Source organism: Curvibacter microcysteis (assembly GCF_028649455.1).
GTDB lineage: Bacteria > Pseudomonadota > Gammaproteobacteria > Burkholderiales > Burkholderiaceae_C > Curvibacter > Curvibacter microcysteis.
In genome coordinates this window covers 549569-571397 of sequence record NZ_JAQSIO010000003.1, presented here as the reverse complement: position 1 = coordinate 571397, position 21829 = coordinate 549569, and the positions used below count along the sequence as shown (strand labels likewise).

13 protein-coding genes are annotated in these 21829 nt (G+C 65.6%); 5 read left to right on the top strand and 8 right to left on the bottom strand.

The features are described 5' to 3' along the window. Positions 1-8: 8 nt before the first annotated feature. Positions 9-1109: a site-specific integrase gene (locus PSQ39_RS11180; protein WP_273926844.1), complete on the top strand. Its 1101-nt coding sequence runs from the start codon at positions 9-11 to the stop codon at positions 1107-1109. 13 nt (positions 1110-1122) lie between these two features. Here PSQ39_RS11180 and PSQ39_RS11175 read toward each other — a convergent pair whose 3' ends face one another. Then, positions 1123-2055 (bottom strand): class I SAM-dependent methyltransferase, encoded by a 933-nt coding sequence (locus PSQ39_RS11175; RefSeq protein ID WP_273926843.1) that lies wholly within the window; start codon positions 2053-2055, stop codon positions 1123-1125. Positions 2056-2090: 35 nt separating this feature from the next. Between PSQ39_RS11175 and PSQ39_RS11170 the strand changes: the two genes are divergently transcribed. After that, positions 2091-2795, top strand: coding sequence for a glutathione S-transferase N-terminal domain-containing protein (locus tag PSQ39_RS11170; RefSeq protein WP_273926842.1), 705 nt, complete (start codon positions 2091-2093; stop codon positions 2793-2795). A gap of 131 nt (positions 2796-2926) precedes the next feature. On the opposite strand, the gene PSQ39_RS11165 is transcribed toward PSQ39_RS11170, so the two are convergent. Continuing rightward, positions 2927-4924: a methyl-accepting chemotaxis protein gene (locus PSQ39_RS11165; RefSeq protein WP_273926841.1), complete on the bottom strand. Its 1998-nt coding sequence runs from the start codon at positions 4922-4924 to the stop codon at positions 2927-2929. Between the two features lie 271 nt (positions 4925-5195). Then, a complete protein-coding gene (gene purL, locus PSQ39_RS11160) occupies positions 5196-9215 on the bottom strand; it encodes a phosphoribosylformylglycinamidine synthase (protein ID WP_273926840.1) in 4020 nt (1339 codons plus the stop codon). Between the two features lie 261 nt (positions 9216-9476). Here purL and map point away from each other — a divergent pair, with 261 nt between their 5' ends. The 3 genes from map (at position 9477) to PSQ39_RS11145 (ending at position 13485) form a co-directional block, all read left to right on the top strand. Then, the gene (map, locus tag PSQ39_RS11155; RefSeq protein WP_273926839.1) at positions 9477-10295 is read left to right on the top strand and encodes a type I methionyl aminopeptidase; all 819 of its coding nucleotides are present in this window, start codon (positions 9477-9479) and stop codon (positions 10293-10295) included. Positions 10296-10362: 67 nt separating this feature from the next. Then, positions 10363-12957 carry a [protein-PII] uridylyltransferase gene (locus PSQ39_RS11150; RefSeq protein ID WP_273926838.1) on the top strand — a complete coding sequence of 865 codons (2595 nt, stop codon included), beginning with the start codon at positions 10363-10365 and terminating at the stop codon, positions 12955-12957. Positions 12958-13002: 45 nt separating this feature from the next. After that, on the top strand, positions 13003-13485 hold the full coding sequence (locus tag PSQ39_RS11145) for a GreA/GreB family elongation factor (protein ID WP_273926837.1): 483 nt from the start codon (positions 13003-13005) through the stop codon (positions 13483-13485). Positions 13486-13540: 55 nt separating this feature from the next. Here PSQ39_RS11145 and PSQ39_RS11140 read toward each other — a convergent pair whose 3' ends face one another. The 5 genes from PSQ39_RS11140 to smc are packed head-to-tail and all read right to left on the bottom strand — an operon-like array spanning position 13541 to position 21757. After that, positions 13541-13978: a GNAT family N-acetyltransferase gene (locus PSQ39_RS11140; RefSeq protein ID WP_273926836.1), complete on the bottom strand. Its 438-nt coding sequence runs from the start codon at positions 13976-13978 to the stop codon at positions 13541-13543. A gap of 13 nt (positions 13979-13991) precedes the next feature. Continuing rightward, positions 13992-14531: a peptide deformylase gene (gene def, locus PSQ39_RS11135; RefSeq protein WP_273926835.1), complete on the bottom strand. Its 540-nt coding sequence runs from the start codon at positions 14529-14531 to the stop codon at positions 13992-13994. Positions 14532-14533: 2 nt separating this feature from the next. Next, a complete protein-coding gene (gene ligA / locus PSQ39_RS11130) occupies positions 14534-17122 on the bottom strand; it encodes an NAD-dependent DNA ligase LigA (protein ID WP_273926834.1) in 2589 nt (862 codons plus the stop codon). Positions 17123-17129: 7 nt separating this feature from the next. Continuing rightward, on the bottom strand, positions 17130-18194 hold the full coding sequence (locus tag PSQ39_RS11125) for a cell division protein ZipA C-terminal FtsZ-binding domain-containing protein (RefSeq protein WP_273926833.1): 1065 nt from the start codon (positions 18192-18194) through the stop codon (positions 17130-17132). 38 nt (positions 18195-18232) lie between these two features. Continuing rightward, entirely contained in the window at positions 18233-21757 is a 3525-nt protein-coding gene (gene smc, locus PSQ39_RS11120) for a chromosome segregation protein SMC (RefSeq protein WP_273926832.1), read from the bottom strand. Between the last annotated feature and the right edge of the window lie 72 nt (positions 21758-21829).

Here is a 21829-nt window from a genome sequence, read left to right as displayed (position 1 = left end):
CCCGCTCCATGAAGCTTTCTATCCCACCCGCAGCGCTCCCAGCCCTGAATCGAGACCATTTGGGCCAAGCGGCCCATCAGGCAGTGCAGGAATTGCTGCAAGAAGGTGAATCCGCCAACACCCGGCGCAGCTACCAGGGGGCATTGCGCTACTGGGCGGCCTGGTACCAGCTGCGCTACGGCGATCGCCCAGCCCTGCCCTGGCCACCGGCCGTGGTCATGCAGTTCATCGTGGACCATGCACAAAGAAGCACACCCCAAGGCCTGGTGCACGAGCTGCCCCCCAGCGTGGACACCGCCCTGGTGGCGGCGCGCTTCAAAGCCAAGCCAGGCCCGATGTCGCTGAACTGGCTGATCCACCGTGTGGCGGTGCTCTCCAAAAGCCACCAGTTGGCGGGCGTGGCCAACCCTTGTGAAGACCCGCTGGTGCGCCACCTGCTGGGCCACACCCGCCGGGCCTACGCCAAGCGCGGCGAGCTACCGGTGAAAAAAGACGCCTTGACCAAAGACCCCTTGAGCGCCCTGCTCGCCACCTGCGACGACAGCCTCAAGGGCCTGCGCGATCGGGCCCTGCTCTTGTTTGCCTGGTCCAGTGGCGGCAGACGCCGCGCAGAAGTCAGTGGTGCCGAGATGCGCTTTCTCAAGCGTGTGAGCGAAGATGCCTACATCTACCAGTTGCTGCATTCCAAATCCAACCAGGCCGGGCAGGACCGCCCCGAGAACGACAAGCCCATCCAGGGGGAAGCCGCGCGCGCGCTGAGCGCCTGGCTCGATGCCTCCGGCATCCAAGACGGCCCCCTCTTTCGCCGGGTGCTCAAAGGCGGCCACCTGGGCCCCCCTTTGTCGCCCGCGGCCGTGCGCGACATCGTCAAAGCGCGATGTCAGCTCGCCGGCTTGGAGGGGGATTTTTCAGCGCACTCCCTGCGCTCTGGCTTTGTCACTGAAGCCGGCGCTCAAGGCATTGCCTTGGCCCAAACCATGGCCATGACCAGCCACCGCAGCGTCGCCACGGTGATGGGCTACATGCGCACTCAATCGGCTCAGGTGCGCGCGGCCGCGACCTTGATGGATGGGGAGCGACCCGGGCTGAACCGCAAGGTACCCGACTAACTCTATTGACTCCTCAAACCAACGGCTTGTGCGCGATCACGTGGTAACCCATGCACAACGTATCGGTCGACAAAGAGGTTTTCTTTTGACTCCGGAAGTACAGGAAAGCTGGCAAAAGAGCCAGCTTAGCCATGATCGAATGCGTGAGCGCGGTGCGGGCCACCTCCACCGATAGCCAACTGTAGTAGTCACCCACCGGAGTAATTTCCTGAGCAATCAGCCCACTTTCTGCTAAGAACCGCTCAAACCAACGGTCTGAAAACCCTGCGTAAAAGAAGTAGGGATCCATATGCCGCAGGCAGTTGCTGGGTGCCGTCAGTATCAACTGGCCACCTGGTTTAAGCAGGCGACTGAATTCGCGAAGTGTTTCGTTGGGATACGGGATGTGCTCAAACACCTCGGTACACAGAATGGCGTCAAAGGAGGCATCAGGGGCAGCAATTTCCCAAATATTGCCCACGTAGTCCAAGGTGCCGTAAGCGTATTTTTGTTCACCAGATGGATCGTCACTGCCGATCATCTTTTTCAGGTCAACGTCGTACTGACCAAAGTCCTGCGACTTGTAAAGTAAATGTGCGCACGCAGGTCGATAGCGTTGACTTCCACACCCCGCGTCCAACAGTGTTTTACCAGCCGGAATAGCAGCCAAAGCCGCATGCACAAACTCATTCCTCTCGTGCTGATTGTCCAGCGCCCTCACAGCTCGATTGACGGCAGGAATGGACTTCAGTGCAGCTTTGAAAAAAGACATCACAAATGGATTTCGAATTGAACTCAAGATCTTACTTGACAAAAAAGTTGTGACCACCACCTCTGCGAGCATGTGAGGCATGCAACCCGATTCAGACCCCAATACGTTCACCACCAAGCCATCCTGAGCCCAACCTCGTCCAAGCACAGCATTCACATGCTCCGTATAGTTGATCACCTTGATCACCTTGATCACGTCTCCCCCTATTCGAAACTCCGCTATCTTCAAACATGACCCAACTCAGCACCTTCGCCATCACCCAAAAATGGCCGGCCAAGCACCCCGAACGCTTGCAGCTTTACTCCCTGCCCACGCCCAACGGCGTGAAGGTGTCCATCCTGCTCGAAGAACTGGGCTGGCCCTACGAAGCGCACTTGGTGAGCTTTCAGACCAATGACCAGTTCAGCCCAGCATTCCTGTCATTCAACCCCAACAACAAGATCCCGGCCATCCTGGACCCCCAAGGCCCGAACGGGCAGCCGCTGGCCCTGTTCGAGTCAGGGGCCATCCTCTGGTACCTGGCCGAGAAAAGCGGGCAGTTCCTGCCCAGCGACCCCGCTCTGCGCTATGAGACCCTGCAGTGGCTGATGTTCCAAATGGGGGGCGTGGGCCCGATGTTTGGGCAACTCGGCTTCTTTCACAAATTTGCTGGCAAAGACTACGAAGACAAGCGCCCGCGCGACCGCTATGTGGCCGAGTCGCGCCGTCTGCTGGGCGTGCTGGAGCAGCGCGTGAGCGGGCGGGACTGGATCATGGGCGACACCTACACCGTGGCCGACATCGCCATCTGGCCCTGGGTGCGCAATCTGTTTGGCTTCTACGAAGCGGGCGATCTGGTCGGCCAGGCCGACTTCCCCCAGGTGGAACGCGTTTTGGCCGCCTTCGTGGCCCGACCGGCGGTGCAGCGCGGGCTCAACATCCCGGCCCGGGACTGAACGCCCCTTCTCAGCGCTTTTTCTCAGCGCTTTCTCTCAGCGCTTTCTCTCAGCGCCTGGCGGGCGCGCCCGCCACGAGGCGGCCCAGAGGCGCCCGGCCATGAGCGCGGGGCACTTTGGCCCCACCGCCCTCAGTCCCGGGCGAGTCGCAGCGCGTGGCTGTCGAGCTTGAATAAGGCCACCGCGCGCACCAGGTCATCGGCCTGCCCCCGCAGGCTGCCAGCCGCGGCGGCCATCTCTTCGACCAAGGCGGCGTTTTGTTGGGTGGCGTGGTCCATCTGGCTCACGGCCTCACCGACCTGAGCCACACCAGCGCTTTGTTCGCCGCTGGCCAGGCTGATCTCACCCACCACCGCGCTCACACGTTGAATGGCCTGCACCACCTCTTGCATGGTGCGCCCCGCCTGATCAACCAGCACACCGCCTTTTTCCACCCGGGTCACGCTGTCGTCGATCAAGGTCTTGATTTCCTTGGCCGCCTCGGCACTGCGTCGGGCCAGCAATCGCACCTCGCTGGCCACCACCGCAAAACCTCGACCCTGCTCACCCGCGCGGGCAGCCTCCACCGCGGCATTGAGGGCCAGGATGTTGGTCTGGAAGGCTATGCCGTCGATCACCCCGATGATGTCGGCGATGCGGCGTGAGCTGTCATTGATGCCTCGCATGGTGTCCACCACCTCGCCCACCACCACCCCGCCCTGGGCGGCCACCGAGCTGGCCTGCACCGCCAACTGATTGGCCGTGCGGGCATGTTCGGCGTTTTGCTTCACGGTGCTGCCCAGCTGCTCCATGGAGGCCGCGGTCTGCTCCAGCGCGCTGGCCTGGGCCTCGGTGCGCCCGCTCAAGTCCTGGTTGCCCTGCGCGATCTCGGCGCTGGCCGTGGCCACGTTTTGCGAGTTGTCGCGCACCGAGCGCACCACGCCCGCCAGCCCCTGGCCGATGCGGTTCATCGAGGCCTGCAGCAGACCCACCTCATCACGCCGATCCACGGGCAGCTGCACAGTCAAATCGCCTTGCGCAATCTGCTCCGCGGCCAGCCCCACCTCAGCCAACGGCAGCACCACCAGACGACGGAACAGGTACCACCACAAGAGCGAAATCACCAGCACGATCAGCAAGCCCAGCCCAGCGTAGAGGTTGCGCAGGTGGGTGACCTGGGCGGAATATTCGTCCGCATAAGTGCCCCCGGCAATCACCCAGTTCCATTCCTTGAAATAAGCGAAGGAAATGACCTTCTCCCGCGCCCGGGTCTCACCCAGCTCCGCATTGATCCAGGGATAGCGCAGCACGCCGTTTTGGCGCTCCAGCATCTCGCGGGCAAAGTAGTTGCCGTTGGCATCCTTGGTGTCCAGCATGTCCTGGCCCTCTTTGACCGGGTGGATCACCAACTTGCCGAGGTGGGGGCCCGGCTGGGCGTCCAGCACATAGAAATAGCCGCTCTCCCCAATCTTCAGACTCCGAACGGTCTTTTTGAGGATCGCCAGGTACTCCGTGAACTCCTGGGCCACCAAGGTCAGGCCCACCACCTTGCCGTCGACGCTCTTGAGCGGGTCGTAGCGGGTCATGTATTGGCGGCCAAACAGGTTCACCAGCCCCACAAACGGCTGGCCCTGCAAGGCCATGGGGTAAGCCGGGTGTTTGCGGTCCAGCGTGGTGCCGGTGGCGCGCTGGCCCTGTTCGTTCTTCAACGAGGTGGTGATGCGGACAAAGTCCTCGCCCGAGCGAACAAAGACGGTCGTCGAGCTTTTGGTGAGTTGCGAAAACTCATCCACCACGCTGCCATCCAGGTTGACGGGCTTGCCATGCCAAAGCATCACCGGCACCGGCTTGCCCGCCATCTCCATCGTTTCCCCATTGAGGCTGACCTGGCCATCCAAACGGCGGTTGAAGGCTTGCGCCAATGAGGTGGTGCGCAGGCGCAGGTCATCGTCGGTGGCCTTGATCAACTGCACCAGCAGCTGGGTCTTGTCACTCACCTCGGCCGTGGCACGCTCTTCGGTGCTTTGCGAGACCGACCAAGAAATGGCGCCGATCAGCAGCGTCAACACGCAAAAGACCAGCAGGAAGTTACTCAACGAGAGCTTGGTGCCCAAGCTCATGTCACGCCAGTTGGCGCGGATATCGCTCATGGTGAAAAGTCCCTGAAGGCAAATGGGGGCGATCGGTTTCGATGCCAAGCCATGCCCCCGCAGCGGAGCACAGCGCTTGTAGCCCGAACAGTATCCCGGCAGTTGGGGCCCGGTCAGCCCAGCCCCCTGCCAGCATCTGCAGAGCACTTGATCCAAGTCAAGCGATTGGCCGGCTCGCAACGCAACAGGCCCACCAGAACGAGTCTGGCGGGCCTGTCAGGGGCTCCGTGATCAAGCCCTCAGCCGCATCAGGCTCCGGGCTTCAGTGGCCTCAGGCCACCCACTTGCGGGCATTGCGCCACAGGCGCATCCAGGGGCTGAATTCGCCCTTGTCACCCGAAGTCCAGCTCATCTGCACATTGCGGAACACGCGTTCCGGGTGCGGCATCATGGCCGTGAAGCGGCCGTCGGCCGTGGTCACCGCCGTCAGGCCCCCCGGGCTGCCGTTGGGGTTGAAGGGATAGGCCTCGGTGGCAGCACCGAAGTGGTCCACAAAGCGCATGGCCGCGATCGCCTCGGCGGGCTTGCCCCGGTACTTGAAGTTGGCGTAACCCTCGCCGTGCGCCACCGCGATGGGCAGGCGGCTGCCGGCCATGCCTTGCAGGAACAGGCTGGGCGACTCCAGCACCTCGACCATGGACAGGCGGGCCTCAAAACGCTCGCTCTGGTTGGTGGTGAAGCGCGGCCAGGCCTCGGCACCCGGGATGATGTCGGCCAGTTCGGCAAACATCTGGCAGCCGTTGCAAACGCCCAGGCCAAAGGTGTCCGTGCGGCCAAAGAAGCCCTTGAACTGCTCGGCCAGCACCGGGTTGAAGGTGATCGAGCGGGCCCAGCCAATGCCGGCCCCCAGGGTGTCGCCGTAGCTGAAGCCACCGCAGGCCACCACGCCCTTGAAGTCTTCCAGACGGGCCCGACCGCTTTGCAAGTCGGTCATGTGCACGTCGTAGGCTTCAAAGCCCGCTTCGGTGAAGGCGTAGGCCATCTCGACGTGCGAGTTCACCCCCTGCTCGCGCAGGATGGCAACCTTGGGGCGGCTCAGGTTCAGGTACGGCGCGGCCACGTTGTCGCTCGGGTCAAAGCTCAGGCTGACGTGGGCACCCGGGTCACTGGGCACGCCGGCAGCGGCGTGCTCGGCATCAGCGCAGGCCGGGTTGTCGCGTCGCTGGCAGATCTTCCAGCTGACCGCGTCCCAGACCTGGTGCAGGTCCGACAGGCTGGCACTGAACACGTTCTTGGTGTCGCGCCAGACTTGGATCTCGCCCTTGCCACCATCCAGGGCCGCCGCCGCCGGGCGGGTTTTGCCGATGAAATGGCTGTGCTTGCTCAGGCCGTGCTCGCGCAGGGTCTGCATGACCTCGTTGCGCTCGCTGGTGCGCACCTGCAGCACCACGCCCAGCTCTTCGCTGAACAAGGCCTTCAGGGTGAGTTCTTCGCGGCGGGCGCTGACCTGTTGCGCCCAGTTCTTGCTGTCGCCGTACTCGGCGCGGCTGTCGCTGATGCCGTCGCCTTCGGTGACCAGCATGTCCACGTTCAGGGCCACGCCCACATGGCCGGCAAAAGCCATTTCGCAAACGCTGGCGAACAGGCCGCCGTCGCTGCGGTCGTGGTAGGCCAGGATCTTGCCCTGGGCGCGCAAGGTGTTGACCACATTGACCAGGTTCTTCAGGTCTTGGGCGTCGTCCACGTCGGGCACGCTGTCGCCCACTTGGTCCAGCACCTGGGCCAGCACCGAGCCGCCCATGCGGTTTTGGCCCTTGCCCAGGTCGATCAACACCAGGGTGCTGTCAGCTTCGCTGGCATCGAGCTGCGGGGTCAGGGTGCCACGCACGTCGCCAAGGCTGGCAAAGGCGCTGACGATCAGGCTGACCGGCGAGGTGACCTTCTTGGCGGCACCGGATTCGTCCTTCCACTGGGTGCGCATGGACAGGCTGTCCTTGCCCACCGGGATGGAAATGCCCAGCGCCGGGCACAGGTCCAGGCCCACGGCTTTGACGGTTTCGTACAGCGCGGCGTCTTCACCGGCTTCGCCGCAAGCGGCCATCCAGTTGGCGGACAGTTTGACGCGTGGCAGCTCGATGGGCGCGGCCAGCAGGTTGGTGATGGCTTCCGCCACGGCCATGCGGCCCGACGCCGGGGCGTCGATGGCGGCCAGCGGCGTGCGCTCGCCCATGCTCATGGCCTCGCCGGCAAAGCCCTTGTAGTCGGCCAGGGTGACGGCGCAGTCCGCCACCGGCACCTGCCAGGGGCCGACCATCTGGTCGCGGTGGCTCATGCCGCCCACGGTGCGGTCACCGATGGTGATCAGGAAGCGCTTGCTGGCCACGGTGGGGTGGGCCAGCACTTCGATGGCGGCCTGCTGCAGGCTGACCCCGGTCAGGTCCACCGGCTTGAACTGGCGCGCCACGGTCTTGACGTCGCGGTGCATCTTGGGCGGCTTGCCCAACAGCACGTCCATCGGCATGTCGACGGGGGTGGGTTGGCCTTCATCGGACAGCACCAGTTGGCGCTCTTCGGTGGCCACGCCGACCACGGCGAACGGGCAGCGCTCGCGCTCGCAGAAGGCAGTGAACTGGGCCAGCGACTCGGGCGCGATGGCCATCACATAGCGTTCCTGGCTCTCGTTGCTCCAGATTTCCTTGGGCGCCAGGCCAGACTCTTCGAGCGGCACCTTGCGCAGGTCAAAGCGGGCGCCACGGCCGGCGTCGTTGGTCAGCTCAGGGAAGGCATTGGACAAACCACCCGCGCCCACGTCGTGGATGGCCAGGATGGGGTTGGCTGCGCCCTGGGCCCAGCAGTGGTTGATCACCTCCTGCGCACGGCGCTCGATTTCAGGGTTGCCGCGCTGCACCGAGTCAAAGTCCAACTCGGCAGCGTTGGCGCCTGTGGCCATGGAGCTGGCAGCGCCGCCGCCCATGCCGATGCGCATGCCCGGGCCGCCCAGCTGGATCAGCAGGGTACCGGCGGGGAACTCGATCTTGTGCGTCAGGCCGGCGTCGATCACGCCCAGGCCACCGGCGATCATGATGGGCTTGTGGTAGCCACGGCGCACGCTGTCCACGTCCGAGGGGATGGTCTGCTCGTACTCGCGGAAGTAGCCCACCAGGTTGGGTCGGCCGAATTCGTTGTTGAAGGCGGCGCCACCCAGCGGGCCTTCGACCATGATCTGCAGCGGGCTGGCGATGTGCTCAGGCTTGCCGAAGTCGGTGGTCTGGCTGTCGTCGAACACCAGGCGCGACACGGTGAAACCGGTCATGCCCGCTTTGGGCTTGGAGCCACGGCCGGTGGCGCCTTCGTCGCGGATTTCACCACCTGCGCCGGTCGAGGCGCCCGGGAAGGGCGAAATGGCCGTCGGGTGGTTGTGCGTTTCCACCTTCATCAGCACATGGTTTGTGGCGTCTGTCTTGGCATAGGCCACCGATTGGCCCTCGGCCGAAGCGGCCATGAAGCGCTCCACCGCATGGCCCTCCATCACCGAGGCGTTGTCCGAGTAGGCCACCACCGTGTGCTGGGGAGCCAGCTGGTGCGTGTTGCGGATCATGCCGAACATGCTCTTGTCCTGCGCCACACCGTCGATGGTGAACTGCGCGTTGAAGATCTTGTGACGGCAGTGCTCGCTGTTGGCCTGGGCGAACATCATCAACTCCACGTCGGTGGGGTTGCGTTGCAGGCCCGTGAAGGCCTTCACCAGGTAATCGATTTCGTCGTCGGCCAGGGCCAGGCCGAACTGGGTGTTGGCGGTTTCCAGCGCCGCGCGGCCACCGCCCAGCACATCCACGTAGGCCATGGCCTGGGCTTGCAATTCGGTGAACAGGCCGGCGGCCTGGGTGCGATCGAACATCACCGATTCGGTCATGCGGTCGTGCAGCAAGGCCGCCACGGCCAAGCGTTGTTCGTCACTCAGCGTGGCCTTGCCCAGCAGGGGCTGCTTGAAGCTGATGCGGTATTCGGTCACGCGCTCCACACGCTTCAAGGCCAGGCCGCAGTTGCGGGCGATGTCGGTGGCCTTGGAGGCCCAGGGCGACACCGTGCCAAAACGCGGGCTGACCAACAGAACGTCGCCTTCGCTCGGGCCGGTGTAGGGGTCGCCATAGGTCAGCAAGGCGGCCAGGCGCTCGCGCGTGGCGGCATCGGGCTGGGCTTCGGAGACCACCAGGTGCACAAAGCGGGCCGAAATGCCGCTGATGCGTTCGTGGATCGCCTGCAGGCGGGGCAGCAATTGCTGCACCCGGAACGCGCTGAGGGCGTTGCCGCCTTCAAAAGTGCTGATGTGTTGGGCGTGCGAAGGGTGCATCTGGGGCGATGTGGGCAAGGTCACTTTGGCGGCCTGTTGGGGGTAAGACGGCTGGGGCCCGGGACCAGAATCACCGTTCGCTGAATGGGAACGGCGCGCACTGGCCAAGGCAACACATGGAAAAGCCAGCTATTTTAGCCGCCCCGCGCGACCTTGCGCCCAGCGGCTTGGCGCAAGGCCGCCGAGGCGCTGCGCCAAGCCGGCCCCAAGCCACGCCACAGGCGCTCAGCAAGCCCCCGGCACAGATGGGATAATCGCGGGATGAGCATCACCTACAAAACCGCCGAAGAGATCGAAGGCATGCGCGTCGCCTGCCGACTGGCTTCGGAAGTGCTGGATTACTTGACCCCCTTCGTGAAGCCCGGCGTGACGACCCTGGAAATCGACCGCCTGGCCCATGAGTACATGGTCAATGTCCAAGGCACCAAGTCGGCCACCATTGGCTACCAGCCCCCGGGCTACCCGCCCTACCCGGCTTCGCTGTGCACCTCGTTGAACCATGTCGTCTGCCACGGCATTCCCAACGACAAGCCCCTCAAAAAGACCGACATCATGAACATCGATGTCACCGTGATCACGCCGGATGGCTGGTTTGGTGACAACAGCCGCATGTACGTGATGCCGGACGCCTCGATCGCGGCCAAGCGCCTGAGCGCCCTGACCTTTGACGCCATGTGGCTGGGCATCCAGCAGGTCAAGCCCGGCGCCCGCCTGGGCGACATCGGCCACGCGATCCAGAAATTTGCCGAAGGCCATGGCTTCTCGGTGGTGCGTGAGTTTTGCGGCCATGGCATCGGCCAGCGCTTCCACGAAGAGCCGCAAGTCCTGCACTACGGCCGCCCCGGCACGCTGGAAGAGCTCAAGCCCGGCATGACCTTCACCATCGAGCCCATGATCAACGCGGGCAAGCGCGAGGTCAAAGAGTTTGGCAACGACGGCTGGACCATCGTCACCAAGGACCGCAGCCTGTCGGCCCAGTGGGAACACACCATCCTGGTCACCGAGACTGGCTACGACGTTCTGACCCTGTCGGCTGGCAGCCCACCGCTGCCCGCCTTCATCAGCGCGACCAAGACCTGAGCCCTCGCTCAATCTCTGCCCTTTCCCAGCACTGCCGCGCGTTCGGCCTCAGCTTGCCACCGTTCTTATGACCGAAACCCAGGCCCTGCGCGAGCAGTACCGCGAACAAAAAGCGGCGCTGCTGCAGCAACTGCAAACCACCAGCGCCTCCACGCGTGGCATCCACGGCGTGCTGGTCAAGTTCGCCCAGCAAGTGGACCAGGTGCTGGCCGAGCTTTGGGCGCGCGCCGGCTTTCCGGCGCACTTTGCCCTGTTGGCCGTGGGCGGCTATGGGCGTGGCGAGCTGTTTCCGCACTCGGATGTGGACGTGCTGGTGCTGCTGCCCGACGGCGTGGTGCCCGACCAGAACAGCGAACTCAAACAGCAACTCGAGTCCTTCATTGGCGACTGCTGGGACGTGGGCCTGGAAATCGGCTCCAGCGTGCGCACCATCAGCGAATGCGTGGCTGAATCGGCCAAGGACGTGACCGTGCAGACCTCGCTGCTGGAGGCGCGCCTGCTGGTGGGTTCGGCCGAGCTGTTTGCCGACTTCGGTAAGCGCTACCGCCAGCACCTGGACCCGGCGGCGTTTTTCGTGGCCAAGTCGCTGGAGCTGCGCCAACGCCACAACAAGTTTGAGAACACGCCCTATTCGCTGGAACCCAACTGCAAGGAATCGCCCGGTGGCCTGCGCGACCTGCAGACCCTGCTGTGGGTGGCCAAGGCGGCGGGCTACGGCCAGTCCTGGGACGAATTGGCGGCCAATGGCCTGGCCACCGAGTTCGAGGTGCGCCAAATCAAAACCAATGAGGCCTTGCTGAGCCTGATTCGTGCCCGCTTGCACCTGGTGGCCAAGCGACGCGAAGACCGCCTGGTGTTTGACCTGCAGACCGCCGTGGCCGAGACCTTTGGCTACCGCACCCACGCGCCTGACGGCACCCGCCTGGCCGTGCGCGCCAGCGAGGCCTTGATGCGGCGCTACTACTGGGCGGCCAAGGCCGTGACCCAGTTGCATCAGATTCTGATGCTCAACATCGAAGAGCGCCTGCACCCCGCAGGTCAGCCGCTGAGCCGGGTCAATGAGCGCTTCTTCGACAAGGGGGGCCTGATCGAGGTCGCCAGCGACGACCTGTACCAGCGCGAACCCCACGCCATCCTGGAAACCTTTTTGCTTTACCAGACCACGGTGGGGCTCAAAGGGCTGTCGGCGCGCACCTTGCGCGCGCTGTACAACGCCCGCCATGTGATGGACGGCGCCTTCCGCCGCGACCCGGTCAACCGCGAGACCTTCCGCCAGATCCTGCAGCAGCCCGAGGGCATCACCCACGCCATGCGGCTGATGAACCAGACCTCGGTGCTGGGCCGCTACCTGTGGGTGTTCCGCCGCATCGTGGGCCAGATGCAGCACGACCTGTTCCACGTCTACACGGTGGACCAGCACATCCTGATGGTGCTGCGCAATGTGCGCCGCTTCTTCATGGCCGAGCACGCGCACGAGTACCCGTTTTGCTCGCAATTGGCCGCTGGCTGGGACAAGCCCTGGATTCTGTACACCGCCGCCCTGTTCCACGACATCGCCAAAGGCCGAGGCGGCGACCACTCTGAACTGGGCATGGCCGAGGTGCAGCGCTTTTGCCGTGACCACGAGATCGCGCAGGAAGACGCCGACCTGATCGCCTTCCTGGTCGGTGAACACCTGACCATGAGCCGCATCGCGCAAAAGGAAGACCTGAGCGACCCTGAAGTCATCGGCCATTTTGCGAAGCGTGTGGGCAATGAACGCCAGCTCACCGCGCTCTACCTGCTGACCGTGGCCGACATCCGGGGCACCAGCCCCAAAGTCTGGAACGCCTGGAAGGGCAAGCTGCTGGAAGACCTGTACCGCTACACCCTGCGCGTGCTGGGTGGCCGCGCGCCCGACCCCAGCGCCGAAATCGAGGCCCGCAAGCGCGAGGCCCTGGTGCAGTTGGCCTTGTACGCCCTGCCCTACGAGGCGCAAAAAGGCCTGTGGGACACCTTGGACGTCAGCTACTTCATGCGCCACGACGCCAGCGACATCGCCTGGCACACCCGGCAGCTGTCGCGCCATGTGGGCTCGGCCGAGACCCTGGTGCGCGCGCGCCAGTCGCCCGTGGGCGAAGGCATGCAGGTGCTGGTCTACACGCCCGACCAGCCTGATCTGTTTGCCCGCATCTGCGGCTACTTTGACCAGGCCGGCTTCAGCATTTTGGATGCCAAGATCCACACCGCCTCGAACGGCTACGCGCTGGACACCTTCCAAGTCGTCACGCAAATGCTGCCCGAGCACTACCGCGAGCTGACCAGCCTGGTTCAGTGCGACCTGACCCGCACCATCGTCGAGGCCGGTCCCCTGCCCCCGCCCAGCCGAGGCCGGGTGTCGCGCCGGGTGAAGAGCTTCCCAATCACGCCCCGGGTCGACCTGCGCCCGGACGAAAAAGCCCAGCGCTGGCTGCTCAGCATTTCGGCCAGCGACCGCCTGGGCCTCTTGTACCTCGTGGCCCGCGTGCTGGCCCGCCACCAAATCAGCCTGCAACTGGCCAAGGTCAGCACCTTGGGCGAGCGGGTGGAAGACACCTTCCTGATCCAAGGCCCCGAGCTGCAGCAAAACCGCAAGCAGATCGAGATCGAAACCGAGCTGCTGCAGGCGCTGGGAACGGTGTGATGCCCCTGGCGTCTCCTTGCATCGTCGAGCAGCATCCTGTTCACCATGGATAAATCGTGGCTGCAGCAGCAGGTGCTGGAACGCCTGGCCGAGGACCTGCTGCAAGCCGAAGAAGCCGTGCAGGCCGCCCATGAAACGGCGACCCACGAAGAGAACATCGCCGAAAACAAATACGACACCCTGGGGCTGGAAGCCGCCTACCTGGCCACCGGCCAGGCGCGGCGCGCCGAAGCCATCCGGCAGGCTTTGGCCACTTGGCGCCAATTCCGCCCCCGCCCCTACGACGCCGACAAAGGCATCCAACTGGGCGCACTGGTATGCCTGGTCGATGCGCAAGACCGGCCACAACGGCTCTTTCTGGGCCCAGGTGGGGGCAGCATGAAGCTGCTCAGCGGTGCCCAACTGGTGCAGGTGATCAGCACCGAAGCGCCTTTGGCCCGGGCCCTGATTGGGAAATGCGAGGGCGATGAGGTGTCAATGCAGCTGGGCCCAAGCCCGCAGCAGTTTGAGGTGGTGCAGGTTCAATGAACCGAGAGGCAGCCCCTGCTTGGAGCGGGGCGCCTGACGGTGGCCAGGGCCCCTGCTAAGGCTGGTCTTCGCCGAGGTAGCCCCGCGCCACCTGCTGCTGTGGGTGCTCAAAAATGGCCATGGCCGTCTTCATCCGCATGAAGCCGAACTTTTTGTAGAAGGGCTCTTTGCCAGGCACCGCATACAAGATGATTTTCTTGTGGCCGGATGACAGGTCCACCAGCGCTTGGACCAGCTGCTGGCCCAGGCCTGTGCCTTGATGACTGGGCAGCACCGCGATGTCGCAAAGGTAGGCGCAGTCCGCACCATCTGCCAGCGCGCGCCCCGCCGCGACCAGCTTCGAGTGCTCGTAGACGAAACACTTGAACAGGCTGTTGGAGAAGACTGTTTGCAGGTGCTGAGGCGACTTGTCGCCCAATGGGGCCGCCCGGTACAGGGCAGACAGTTCTTCCCAATCGACCCCATCGGTCGAGTGTTTCCATTCGAATGGCATGGCCAACGCGCCCTCAATCATCCTGCTTCGGGTCCAAGCCCGGAAACAGCACCTCGGTGAAGCCAAAGCGGCTGAAGTCCCGCACCCGCATCGGGTAGAGCTTGCCGATCAGGTGATCGCATTCGTGCTGCACGACGCGGGCGTGAAAGCCCTCCACCGTGCGCTCGATCGGATCGCCGTAGGGGTCGAAGCCCCGGTAATGCAGGCGTTTGTAGCGCGGCACCACGCCGCGCAGGCCGGGGACGGACAGACAACCCTCCCAGTCTTCCTCTTCTTCATCGCCCAGGGGCGTGAGCACGGGGTTGCACAGCACCGTTTGCGGCACCAGGGGCGCGTCGGGGTAGCGCGGGTTGGGGGCGTTGGTGCCAAAGATCACCAGCTGCAGGTCCACCCCAATTTGCGGCGCGGCCAAGCCTGCGCCGTTGACGGCGGCCATGGTCTCGAACAGGTCACGCACCAGCAGGTGCAAGGCGTCGCTGTCAAAGTCGGTCACGGGCTGGGCCACCCGCAGGAGGCGCGGGTCACCCATTTTGAGAATCTCGCGGATGGCCATGGTCAGTCGTCTCCAGTCGGGGGGAACAGCGCGCTTTGGAAGGGCGCCTCTGAGGTGGTGGTTGGTGTCGAGGGGGCGGCAACGGAGGGACTTTCAGTCGGCGCAGCGCTTGGGCTGGGCGCGGTGTCGCCGCCCGCCTCCAGCGCGGCCAACAGCGCCAACATGCCCGCTTCGTCCAAGACGGTCACGCCCAGGCTCAAGGCCTTGTCGAGCTTGCTGCCCGCCTCGGCCCCGGCCACGACATAGTCCGTCTTCTTGCTGACCGACCCCGTGACCTTGGCGCCGGCGGCCTCCAGCAGGTCTTTGGCCTGGTCGCGGCCCAGCGTGGGCAAGGTACCGGTCAGCACCACGGTCTTGCCAGCCAGCGATGACCGGGGGCCGCTGGGCGCCGCCGGCAAAGCCGCCAGCAGCTCGGCGCGGATTTGGTCCAGCGCGCGCAGCACGTCCGCCTGGCCGGGCTCGGCCACAAAGGCTTGCAGCGACTTCAGCACCTCGGCAGGCAAGTCGGCGCTGCGCTGCCACGGGGCTTGCACGTCCAGCAGGTCGGCCAGGGCCCCCAGGTGCGGCGCCAACTGTTCGGCGCGCAGCGGCGTCAGCTTGGGCACTTTCAGGGCCCCCAGCAGGCTGGGCAGGCTCAGCTTGTCGGCCAGCGCGGCCTGGGGCCGGCCGGTGTCGGGGGGCACCACGCCTTCGGCCACCAGGGTGTCGATGACCTTGCGGTTGTGGTCTTCCTGCAAGAACTCGTAGATCGAAGTGGCCACCACATCGCCCACGTCGGGCAACACCCGCAGCAGGGGCAGCGGCGCGCGGCGCACCCAGTCCAGGCGGCCCAGCCAGTCGGCCAGGGTCTTGCCGGTGGACTCGCCCACATGGCGCATGCCCAACGCAAACAGGAAGCGCCCCAGCGGGCGCTGCTTGCTGGCGGCAATGCCGTCCAGGATGTTCTGCGCCCACTTGGTGGGGATCTCCTCGCGGCCTTGCAGCTCGGCGGCCACGCCGTCTCGCTCGTCCACGCGGCGCTTCACGTCCAAGAACTGCTGCAGGGTCAGCTGGTACAGGTCGGCCACGCTGTGCAGCTGGTCGTACTCGACCAGGTTGTCGATGTGGCGCTCGCCCAGGCCCTCGATGTCCATCGCGCGCCGGCTGGCAAAGTGGCGGATCGACTCCTTGCGCTGGGCCTTGCAGAACAGGCCCCCGGTGCAGCGCGCCACCACCTCGCCCTCGTCGCGCATCACATGCGACCCACACACAGGGCAATGGGTCGGCATGACAAAGCGGAGGTAGGGCGCTGGCAAGGCCTCGGCCGCCAGGTCCAGCTCGGCCGGACGGCGCTCCGGCACCACGGCCACCACCTGCGGAATCACGTCACCGGCTCGACGCACGATCACCGTGTCGCCCACCAGCAGGCCCAGGCGGGCGATTTCGTCCTGGTTGTGCAGCGTCACGTTGGACACCACCACGCCCCCCACAAACACCGGCTCCAGGCGCGCCACCGGGGTCACAGCCCCGGTGCGGCCCACCTGCACGTCAATGCCCAGCACCGTGGTCAGCTGCTCTTGCGCCGGGTACTTGTGCGCCACGGCCCAGCGCGGCTCGCGGGTGACAAAGCCCAGCCGGCGTTGCAGGGCCAGGCTGTTGACCTTGTAGACCACGCCATCGATGTCGTAGGCCAGTTGGTCGCGCAGGGCCCCAATTTTCTGGTGAAAGGCCACCAATTCCGCGGCGCCCAGCGCGGTCTGGTCCAGCGATTCGACCGGGAAACCCCAGCCCTTCAAGGCCTGCAGCACCTCGAAATGCGTCTGCCAGGCCGGCCCGCCTTGTTCAGGCGGCGTGACCTCGCCCAGGCCGTAGGCGAAAAAGCTCAAGGGGCGCTGGGCTGCAATGTTGGAGTCGAGTTGCCGCACCGCACCGGCGGCGGCGTTGCGCGGGTTGACAAACAGTTTGTCGCCACGCGCACGCTGGGCTTCGTTGAGGCGCTCAAAGTCGGGGCGGCGCATGTAGACCTCGCCGCGCACCTCGAGCACGGGCGGCGCACCGTCGGGCAGGCGCAGCGGGATCTGGCCAATGGTGCGGATGTTGTGCGTGACGTCTTCGCCTAGCTCGCCATCGCCGCGCGTGGCGGCCTGCACCAGCACCCGGTCTTCGTAGCGCAGGTTCATGGCCAGGCCGTCGAACTTGAGTTCGGCCACGTACTCGACGGGTGCGGCCCCCTCGCCCAGGCCCAGCTCGCGCCGGATGCGGGCGTCAAAGGCCTCGGCGCCGCTGGCTTCGGTGTCGGTCTCGGTGCGGATGCTGAGCATGGGCACGGCATGGCGCACGCTGTTGAACTGGTCCAACACCCGCCCGCCCACGCGCTGCGTGGGCGAGTCGGGCATCAGCAGCTCGGGGTGCGCTGCCTCCAGGGCTTGCAAGGCCTGGAACAGGCGGTCGTACTCGGCGTCCGGGATCTGGGGTTGGTCCAGCACGTAGTACTGGTGGGCGTGGTGGCGCAGTTGCGCGCCCAACTCACGGGCGCGGGCCTGGTCTTGCGGGCTGGCCGGGGAGGAAAAAGGGGCCGCAGCGGCGGCCCCTTGCAGGTCGGGTGACGTCATGTCGAACTCAGCTGAAAAGGCGGCGCGCCTGGGGCGAGCCGGCGGCCAGGTCGCGGCTGTCGAGCGCGTCGTACAGCTGCTCCAGGTCGGTACCGATGGTGTCCATGGCTTGCTCGGGGATCAGGTTGCCGTTTTGGTCGGTGACAGCACCGTCCATGGATTCGGCCAGGGCCTGGGCCACCTCACGCAGGCGGGTGAAGGGGTGTTCGGCGCGCAGCACCTGGGGCACGTCCAGGTGCAGGGCGATCTCGCGCAGGGCGGACTGCTCGGGGTCCTCGGCCATGGCGGCCTGGGCGTCGTAGCTCAGGCCCAGCAGCGGCGGCAGGCCAGCGGCCGAGGCCGGCAGCACCATGCGCCCCGGGATGGCCCCAGGCACAAAACCTTGGCGGGCCGCGTTTTGCTGCACATAGCCCGGGCTCCAGGCCGCATGGCGGGCACGCAGGCTGAAGGACAGCTGGGCGTCGTGGTCACTGGCAAACTGGTCCAGCTCGCGGCCACGCGCCACCTCGTGCAGCATGTCCGGGAACTCAGGCGCCGCGTTCACCGCGTCGGCAAACGCCTGGGTCTTCATGACGAACTCAGAAAACTCGATCTCGTTGAGCGCCCCGGTGCGGTTGGCCAGCTGCACGCCGGCCTGGAAGGCGGTGTAACGCTGGCCTGGCACGGGCGTTTCCCAATGTTGGCTGGCCTCGTTCAGCCCTTCGATGGCAAAGGGCTTGCTGCCAGCTCGGCGGGTGTGGGGCAAGGCAGCCAGGGCCGCGTCGCCCGAAACCAGGCCTTCCAGGGTCAGGGGGGCGATCACGTCGATCAGCGAATCCAGGCCTGGCTTGCGCTCCAGTGCAGGCAGGCCCAGGCTGGCGGCGCCGTGGCCGGGTTGGGTGTCGGCAAAGCCGTCTTCCAGGCCGGGCTCGACACGGCCAGTGCTGCTCGTGTCAGGGGCGGCTTCCGAGGCCTCGGGTTCGGGCTCGGGCTTGCGCGGCTCGTTCTTGCGCGAGGTCCAGGTGTTGTAGGCCACCACGGCAGCCAAAACGGCGCCGCCGGCAATGGCCAGGCTGATTTGCAAGGTACTCATGGGGCGTTCTTTGTTCCAGAGGCTTGGGTCTTGTGGGTTCAGGCTTGGGCCATGGACAGGGCAGATTCCATGTCGACCGCCACGATGCGCGACACGCCCTGCTCCTGCATGGTGACGCCGATCAGTTGCTCGGCCATTTCCATGGCGATCTTGTTGTGGCTGATGAACAGGAACTGCGTCCCTTGGCTCATGCTCGACACCAGCTTGGCGTAGCGCTCGGTGTTGGCGTCGTCCAGCGGCGCGTCCACCTCGTCCAGCAAGCAAAACGGCGCCGGGTTGAGCTGGAAGATGGCAAACACCAGCGCGATTGCGGTGAGTGCCTTCTCGCCGCCCGACAGCAGGTGGATGGTTTGGTTCTTCTTGCCAGGCGGCTGGGCCAGCACCTGCACGCCGGAATCAAGGATTTCGTCGCCGGTGATGATGAGCTTGGCGGTACCACCGCCAAACAGCTCGGGGAACATGCGCCCGAAGTGCTCGTTGACGGCATTGAAGGTGCCCGACAGCAGTTCGCGGGTTTCGCCGTCGATCTTGCGGATCGCGTCCTCCAGCGTGGTCATGGCCTCGACCAGGTCGGCCGACTGGGCGTCCAGGAAGGTCTTGCGTTCGCGCGCGGCGGTCAGTTCGTCCAGCGCGGCCAGGTTGACCGCGCCCAGGGCGGCAATCTCCCGGTTCAAGCGGTCGATTTCCGACTGCAGCCCGGTCAGGCGCACCTGGCCTTGCTCGATCGACGCCGCCACCGCCTCCAGGTCGGCCCCAGCGTCGGCGAGCAAGCTGGCGTACTGCTCAAAGCCCAGGCGTGCGGCCTGCTCCTTGAGCTGGAATTCGGTGATGCGTTGGCGCAGCGGCTCGAGTTCGCGCTCCACCTGCAAGCGACGCTCGTCGGTGGCGCGCAACTGGGCGGTCAGGCCGTCGTATTCGCTGCGGCGGGCGGCGAGGTTTTTCTCGCGCTCCATCTTGCGCTCCAGCGCGTCTTGCAAGCCCCCTTGGGCGGCAGCATCGGACAGGCGCCCCAGCTCGGCTTGGGCGCGCTGCTCTTCGTCGACCAAGGCCTCGCCTTGTTGGCGCGCCGTGTCGATGGTGCGCGACAACTCGCCGCGCCGGGCTTCGAGGGAGCGCCGCGCAAAGGTGGCTTCCTGGGCCTGGCGCTCCAGGCTGCGCTGCTGCTCGCGGCTCTCGGCCAGCTTGCGCTCGGCCTCGATCACGCGTTCATCCAGCTGGGCGTGGCGTTCCTGCGTGTCGGCCAGCTGCATGTCCAGCTCTTCGAAGCGGGCCTCGGCGGTGATGCGGCGCTCTTGGATGTCTTCCAGCCCCAGGTCCACTTCGGCCAGGTCGGACAGGATTTGTTCGCTACGGCTGCGGGTTTGCTCGGCCAACTGGGACAGGCGCAGGGTCTCGACCTCGAGCTCATGGCGGCGGCCCTGGGCTTCGGTGGCCTCACGGCGGGCGGCGACCAGGCGCTGCGAGGCCTCGGCATACGCCGCTTCGGCGCGCACCAGGGCGCTGCGCGAGTCTTCGGCGATCAAGGCCTGGGCACGCAGTTGTTTGTCCAGGTTTTCAATTTCCTGGGCGCGGGCCAGCAAGCCAGATTGCTCGGAGTCCGGCGCGTAAAAGGTCACGCCATGGGCCGACACCGCGTGGCCACCGGCCACGTAAATCACCTGGCCGGGTTCCAGGCTGGCACGCTGAGCCAGGGCTTCTTCCAGGCTGCCGGCGGTCAGGCAGCCATGCAGCCAGTCGGCCAGCAAGGCGCGCAAGCTGGCGTCGTGCACGCGCAGCAGGTCCACCAGTCGCGGCAGGCCGCCAGAAGCCTCAGGCCGGGGCGCCGAGGGGGGGCTGAAGAAGGCCAGCCGGGCCGGCGGCGCGTCGGCCGCGCTGTGACCCAGAAAGCCCCGCACCATCTCCAGGCGCGACACCTCCAGGGCCCCAAGGCGCTCGCGCAGCGCGGCCTCCAGGGCGTTTTCCCAACCGGCTTCGATGTGCAGGCGGCTCCACAAGCCGGCCAGCCCCTCCAGCCCATGGCGGGCCAGCCAGGGCTGCAGCTTGCCGTCCGTCTTGACCTTCTCTTGCAAGGCTTTGAGGGCATCCAGGCGGGCCGACAGTTCGGCCTGGCGCGCGCCTTCAGCGTTCACGGCCTGTTGGCGCTGGCGGCGGTCGTCGTCCAGCTGGGGCACGCTGTCTTGCAGCTCATGCAGGCGGGCATCGGCCACCTCGGCCACTTCCTGGGCCTCTTCGAGCTGGCTGCGCAGGCTGTTCAGGCGGGCTTCATCGGGCGCGGCCAGGGCGCTGCGGTCGGTGCTGAGCTTGTCGCGGCGCTGGTTCAGGCCGCGCGACTGCTCATCCAGGCTGCGCTGCTCGGCGGCCAGCACCTGGATTTGTTGCTGCACCTGGGCGACGCTGGCGCGCTGCTCGTTGGCGCGCTGCTGGCTCAGGCGCAGCGCGTCTTCGAGCTCGGGCAAGCGCATGGCCTGCTCTTCGACCTGGGCGGCCAGCAGTTCGGCGCGCTCTTCGGCATCCACGTCGGCCTCGGCCAGGGTTTCGAGCTGGGCTTCTGCGTCTTCGCGGCGCAAGCCCCACTGGGCCATTTGTTCTTTGAGCGTGACCAGGCGCTGCTGCACGCGCTGGCGACCTTCGATCACAAAGCGGATCTCGGCTTCCAGCTTGCCCACCTCGGTGCTGGCTTCATACAGCTGGCCCTGGGCCTGGTTGACCTGATCGCCGGCGGCGTAATGGGCCTGGCGGATGGTTTCCAGGTCGGCCTCGATGTGGCGCAGGTCGGCCACGCGGGACTCGAGGTCGTTCAGGGCCTTGTCGGCGTCGGCCTTGACCTTGGCCTGGTCGCCCTCGCTTTCGCGGCGCTTCAGGAACCACAGCTGGTGCTGCTTGAGCGTGACCTCGCCTTGCAAGGCGTTGTACTTGCGCGCCACCTCGGCCTGCTTTTCGAGCTTGTCGAGGTTGGCGTTGAGTTCACGCAGGATGTCTTCAACCCGGGTCAGGTTCTCGCGGGTGTCGGACAGGCGGTTCTCGGTCTCCCGGCGGCGCTCCTTGTACTTGGACACCCCTGCCGCCTCTTCCAGGAAGAGACGCAACTCTTCAGGCTTGGATTCGATGATGCGGCTGATCGTGCCCTGACCAATGATGGCGTAGGCGCGTGGCCCCAGGCCGGTGCCCAGGAACACGTCTTGCACGTCCTTGCGGCGCACCGGCTGGTTGTTGATGAAGTAGCTGCTGGTGCCGTCACGGGTCAGCACGCGCTTGACGGCAATTTCTTCGTACTGGTTCCACTGCCCGCCGGCGCGGTGGTCGGCATTGTCAAACACCAGCTCCACACTGGAGCGGCTGGCGGGTTTGCGCGTGGTCGTGCCGTTGAAGATCACGTCCTGCATGGATTCACCGCGCAGCTCGCTGGCCTTGCTTTCGCCCAGCACCCAGCGCACCGCATCCATGATGTTGGATTTGCCGCAACCATTGGGGCCCACCACCCCCACCAGCTGCCCCGGCAGCAGGAAGTTGGTCGGCTCGGCGAACGATTTGAACCCTGATAACTTGATTGAATTGAGACGCACGTCAAACCCTGTTCGGGCTGCAGCGGGACAAAGAGCCCCTGTCAGCTTGGAGGCACCAGGCCCTCAGGCACC

What these genes read in the sequence shown, in the direction of transcription:
- PSQ39_RS11180 (WP_273926844.1), top strand. Translation starts at nt 9, where the DNA reads ATGAAGCTTTCTATCCCACCCGCAGCGCTCCCAGCCCTGAATCGAGAC.
- PSQ39_RS11170 (WP_273926842.1), top strand. Translation starts at nt 2,091, where the DNA reads ATGACCCAACTCAGCACCTTCGCCATCACCCAAAAATGGCCGGCCAAG.
- PSQ39_RS11165 (WP_273926841.1), bottom strand. Translation starts at nt 4,924, where the DNA reads ATGAGCGATATCCGCGCCAACTGGCGTGACATGAGCTTGGGCACCAAG.
- purL (WP_273926840.1), bottom strand. Translation starts at nt 9,215, where the DNA reads ATGCACCCTTCGCACGCCCAACACATCAGCACTTTTGAAGGCGGCAAC.
- map (WP_273926839.1), top strand. Translation starts at nt 9,477, where the DNA reads ATGAGCATCACCTACAAAACCGCCGAAGAGATCGAAGGCATGCGCGTC.
- PSQ39_RS11150 (WP_273926838.1), top strand. Translation starts at nt 10,363, where the DNA reads ATGACCGAAACCCAGGCCCTGCGCGAGCAGTACCGCGAACAAAAAGCG.
- PSQ39_RS11145 (WP_273926837.1), top strand. Translation starts at nt 13,003, where the DNA reads ATGGATAAATCGTGGCTGCAGCAGCAGGTGCTGGAACGCCTGGCCGAG.
- PSQ39_RS11140 (WP_273926836.1), bottom strand. Translation starts at nt 13,978, where the DNA reads ATGCCATTCGAATGGAAACACTCGACCGATGGGGTCGATTGGGAAGAA.
- def (WP_273926835.1), bottom strand. Translation starts at nt 14,531, where the DNA reads ATGGCCATCCGCGAGATTCTCAAAATGGGTGACCCGCGCCTCCTGCGG.
- ligA (WP_273926834.1), bottom strand. Translation starts at nt 17,122, where the DNA reads ATGACGTCACCCGACCTGCAAGGGGCCGCCGCTGCGGCCCCTTTTTCC.
- PSQ39_RS11125 (WP_273926833.1), bottom strand. Translation starts at nt 18,194, where the DNA reads ATGAGTACCTTGCAAATCAGCCTGGCCATTGCCGGCGGCGCCGTTTTG.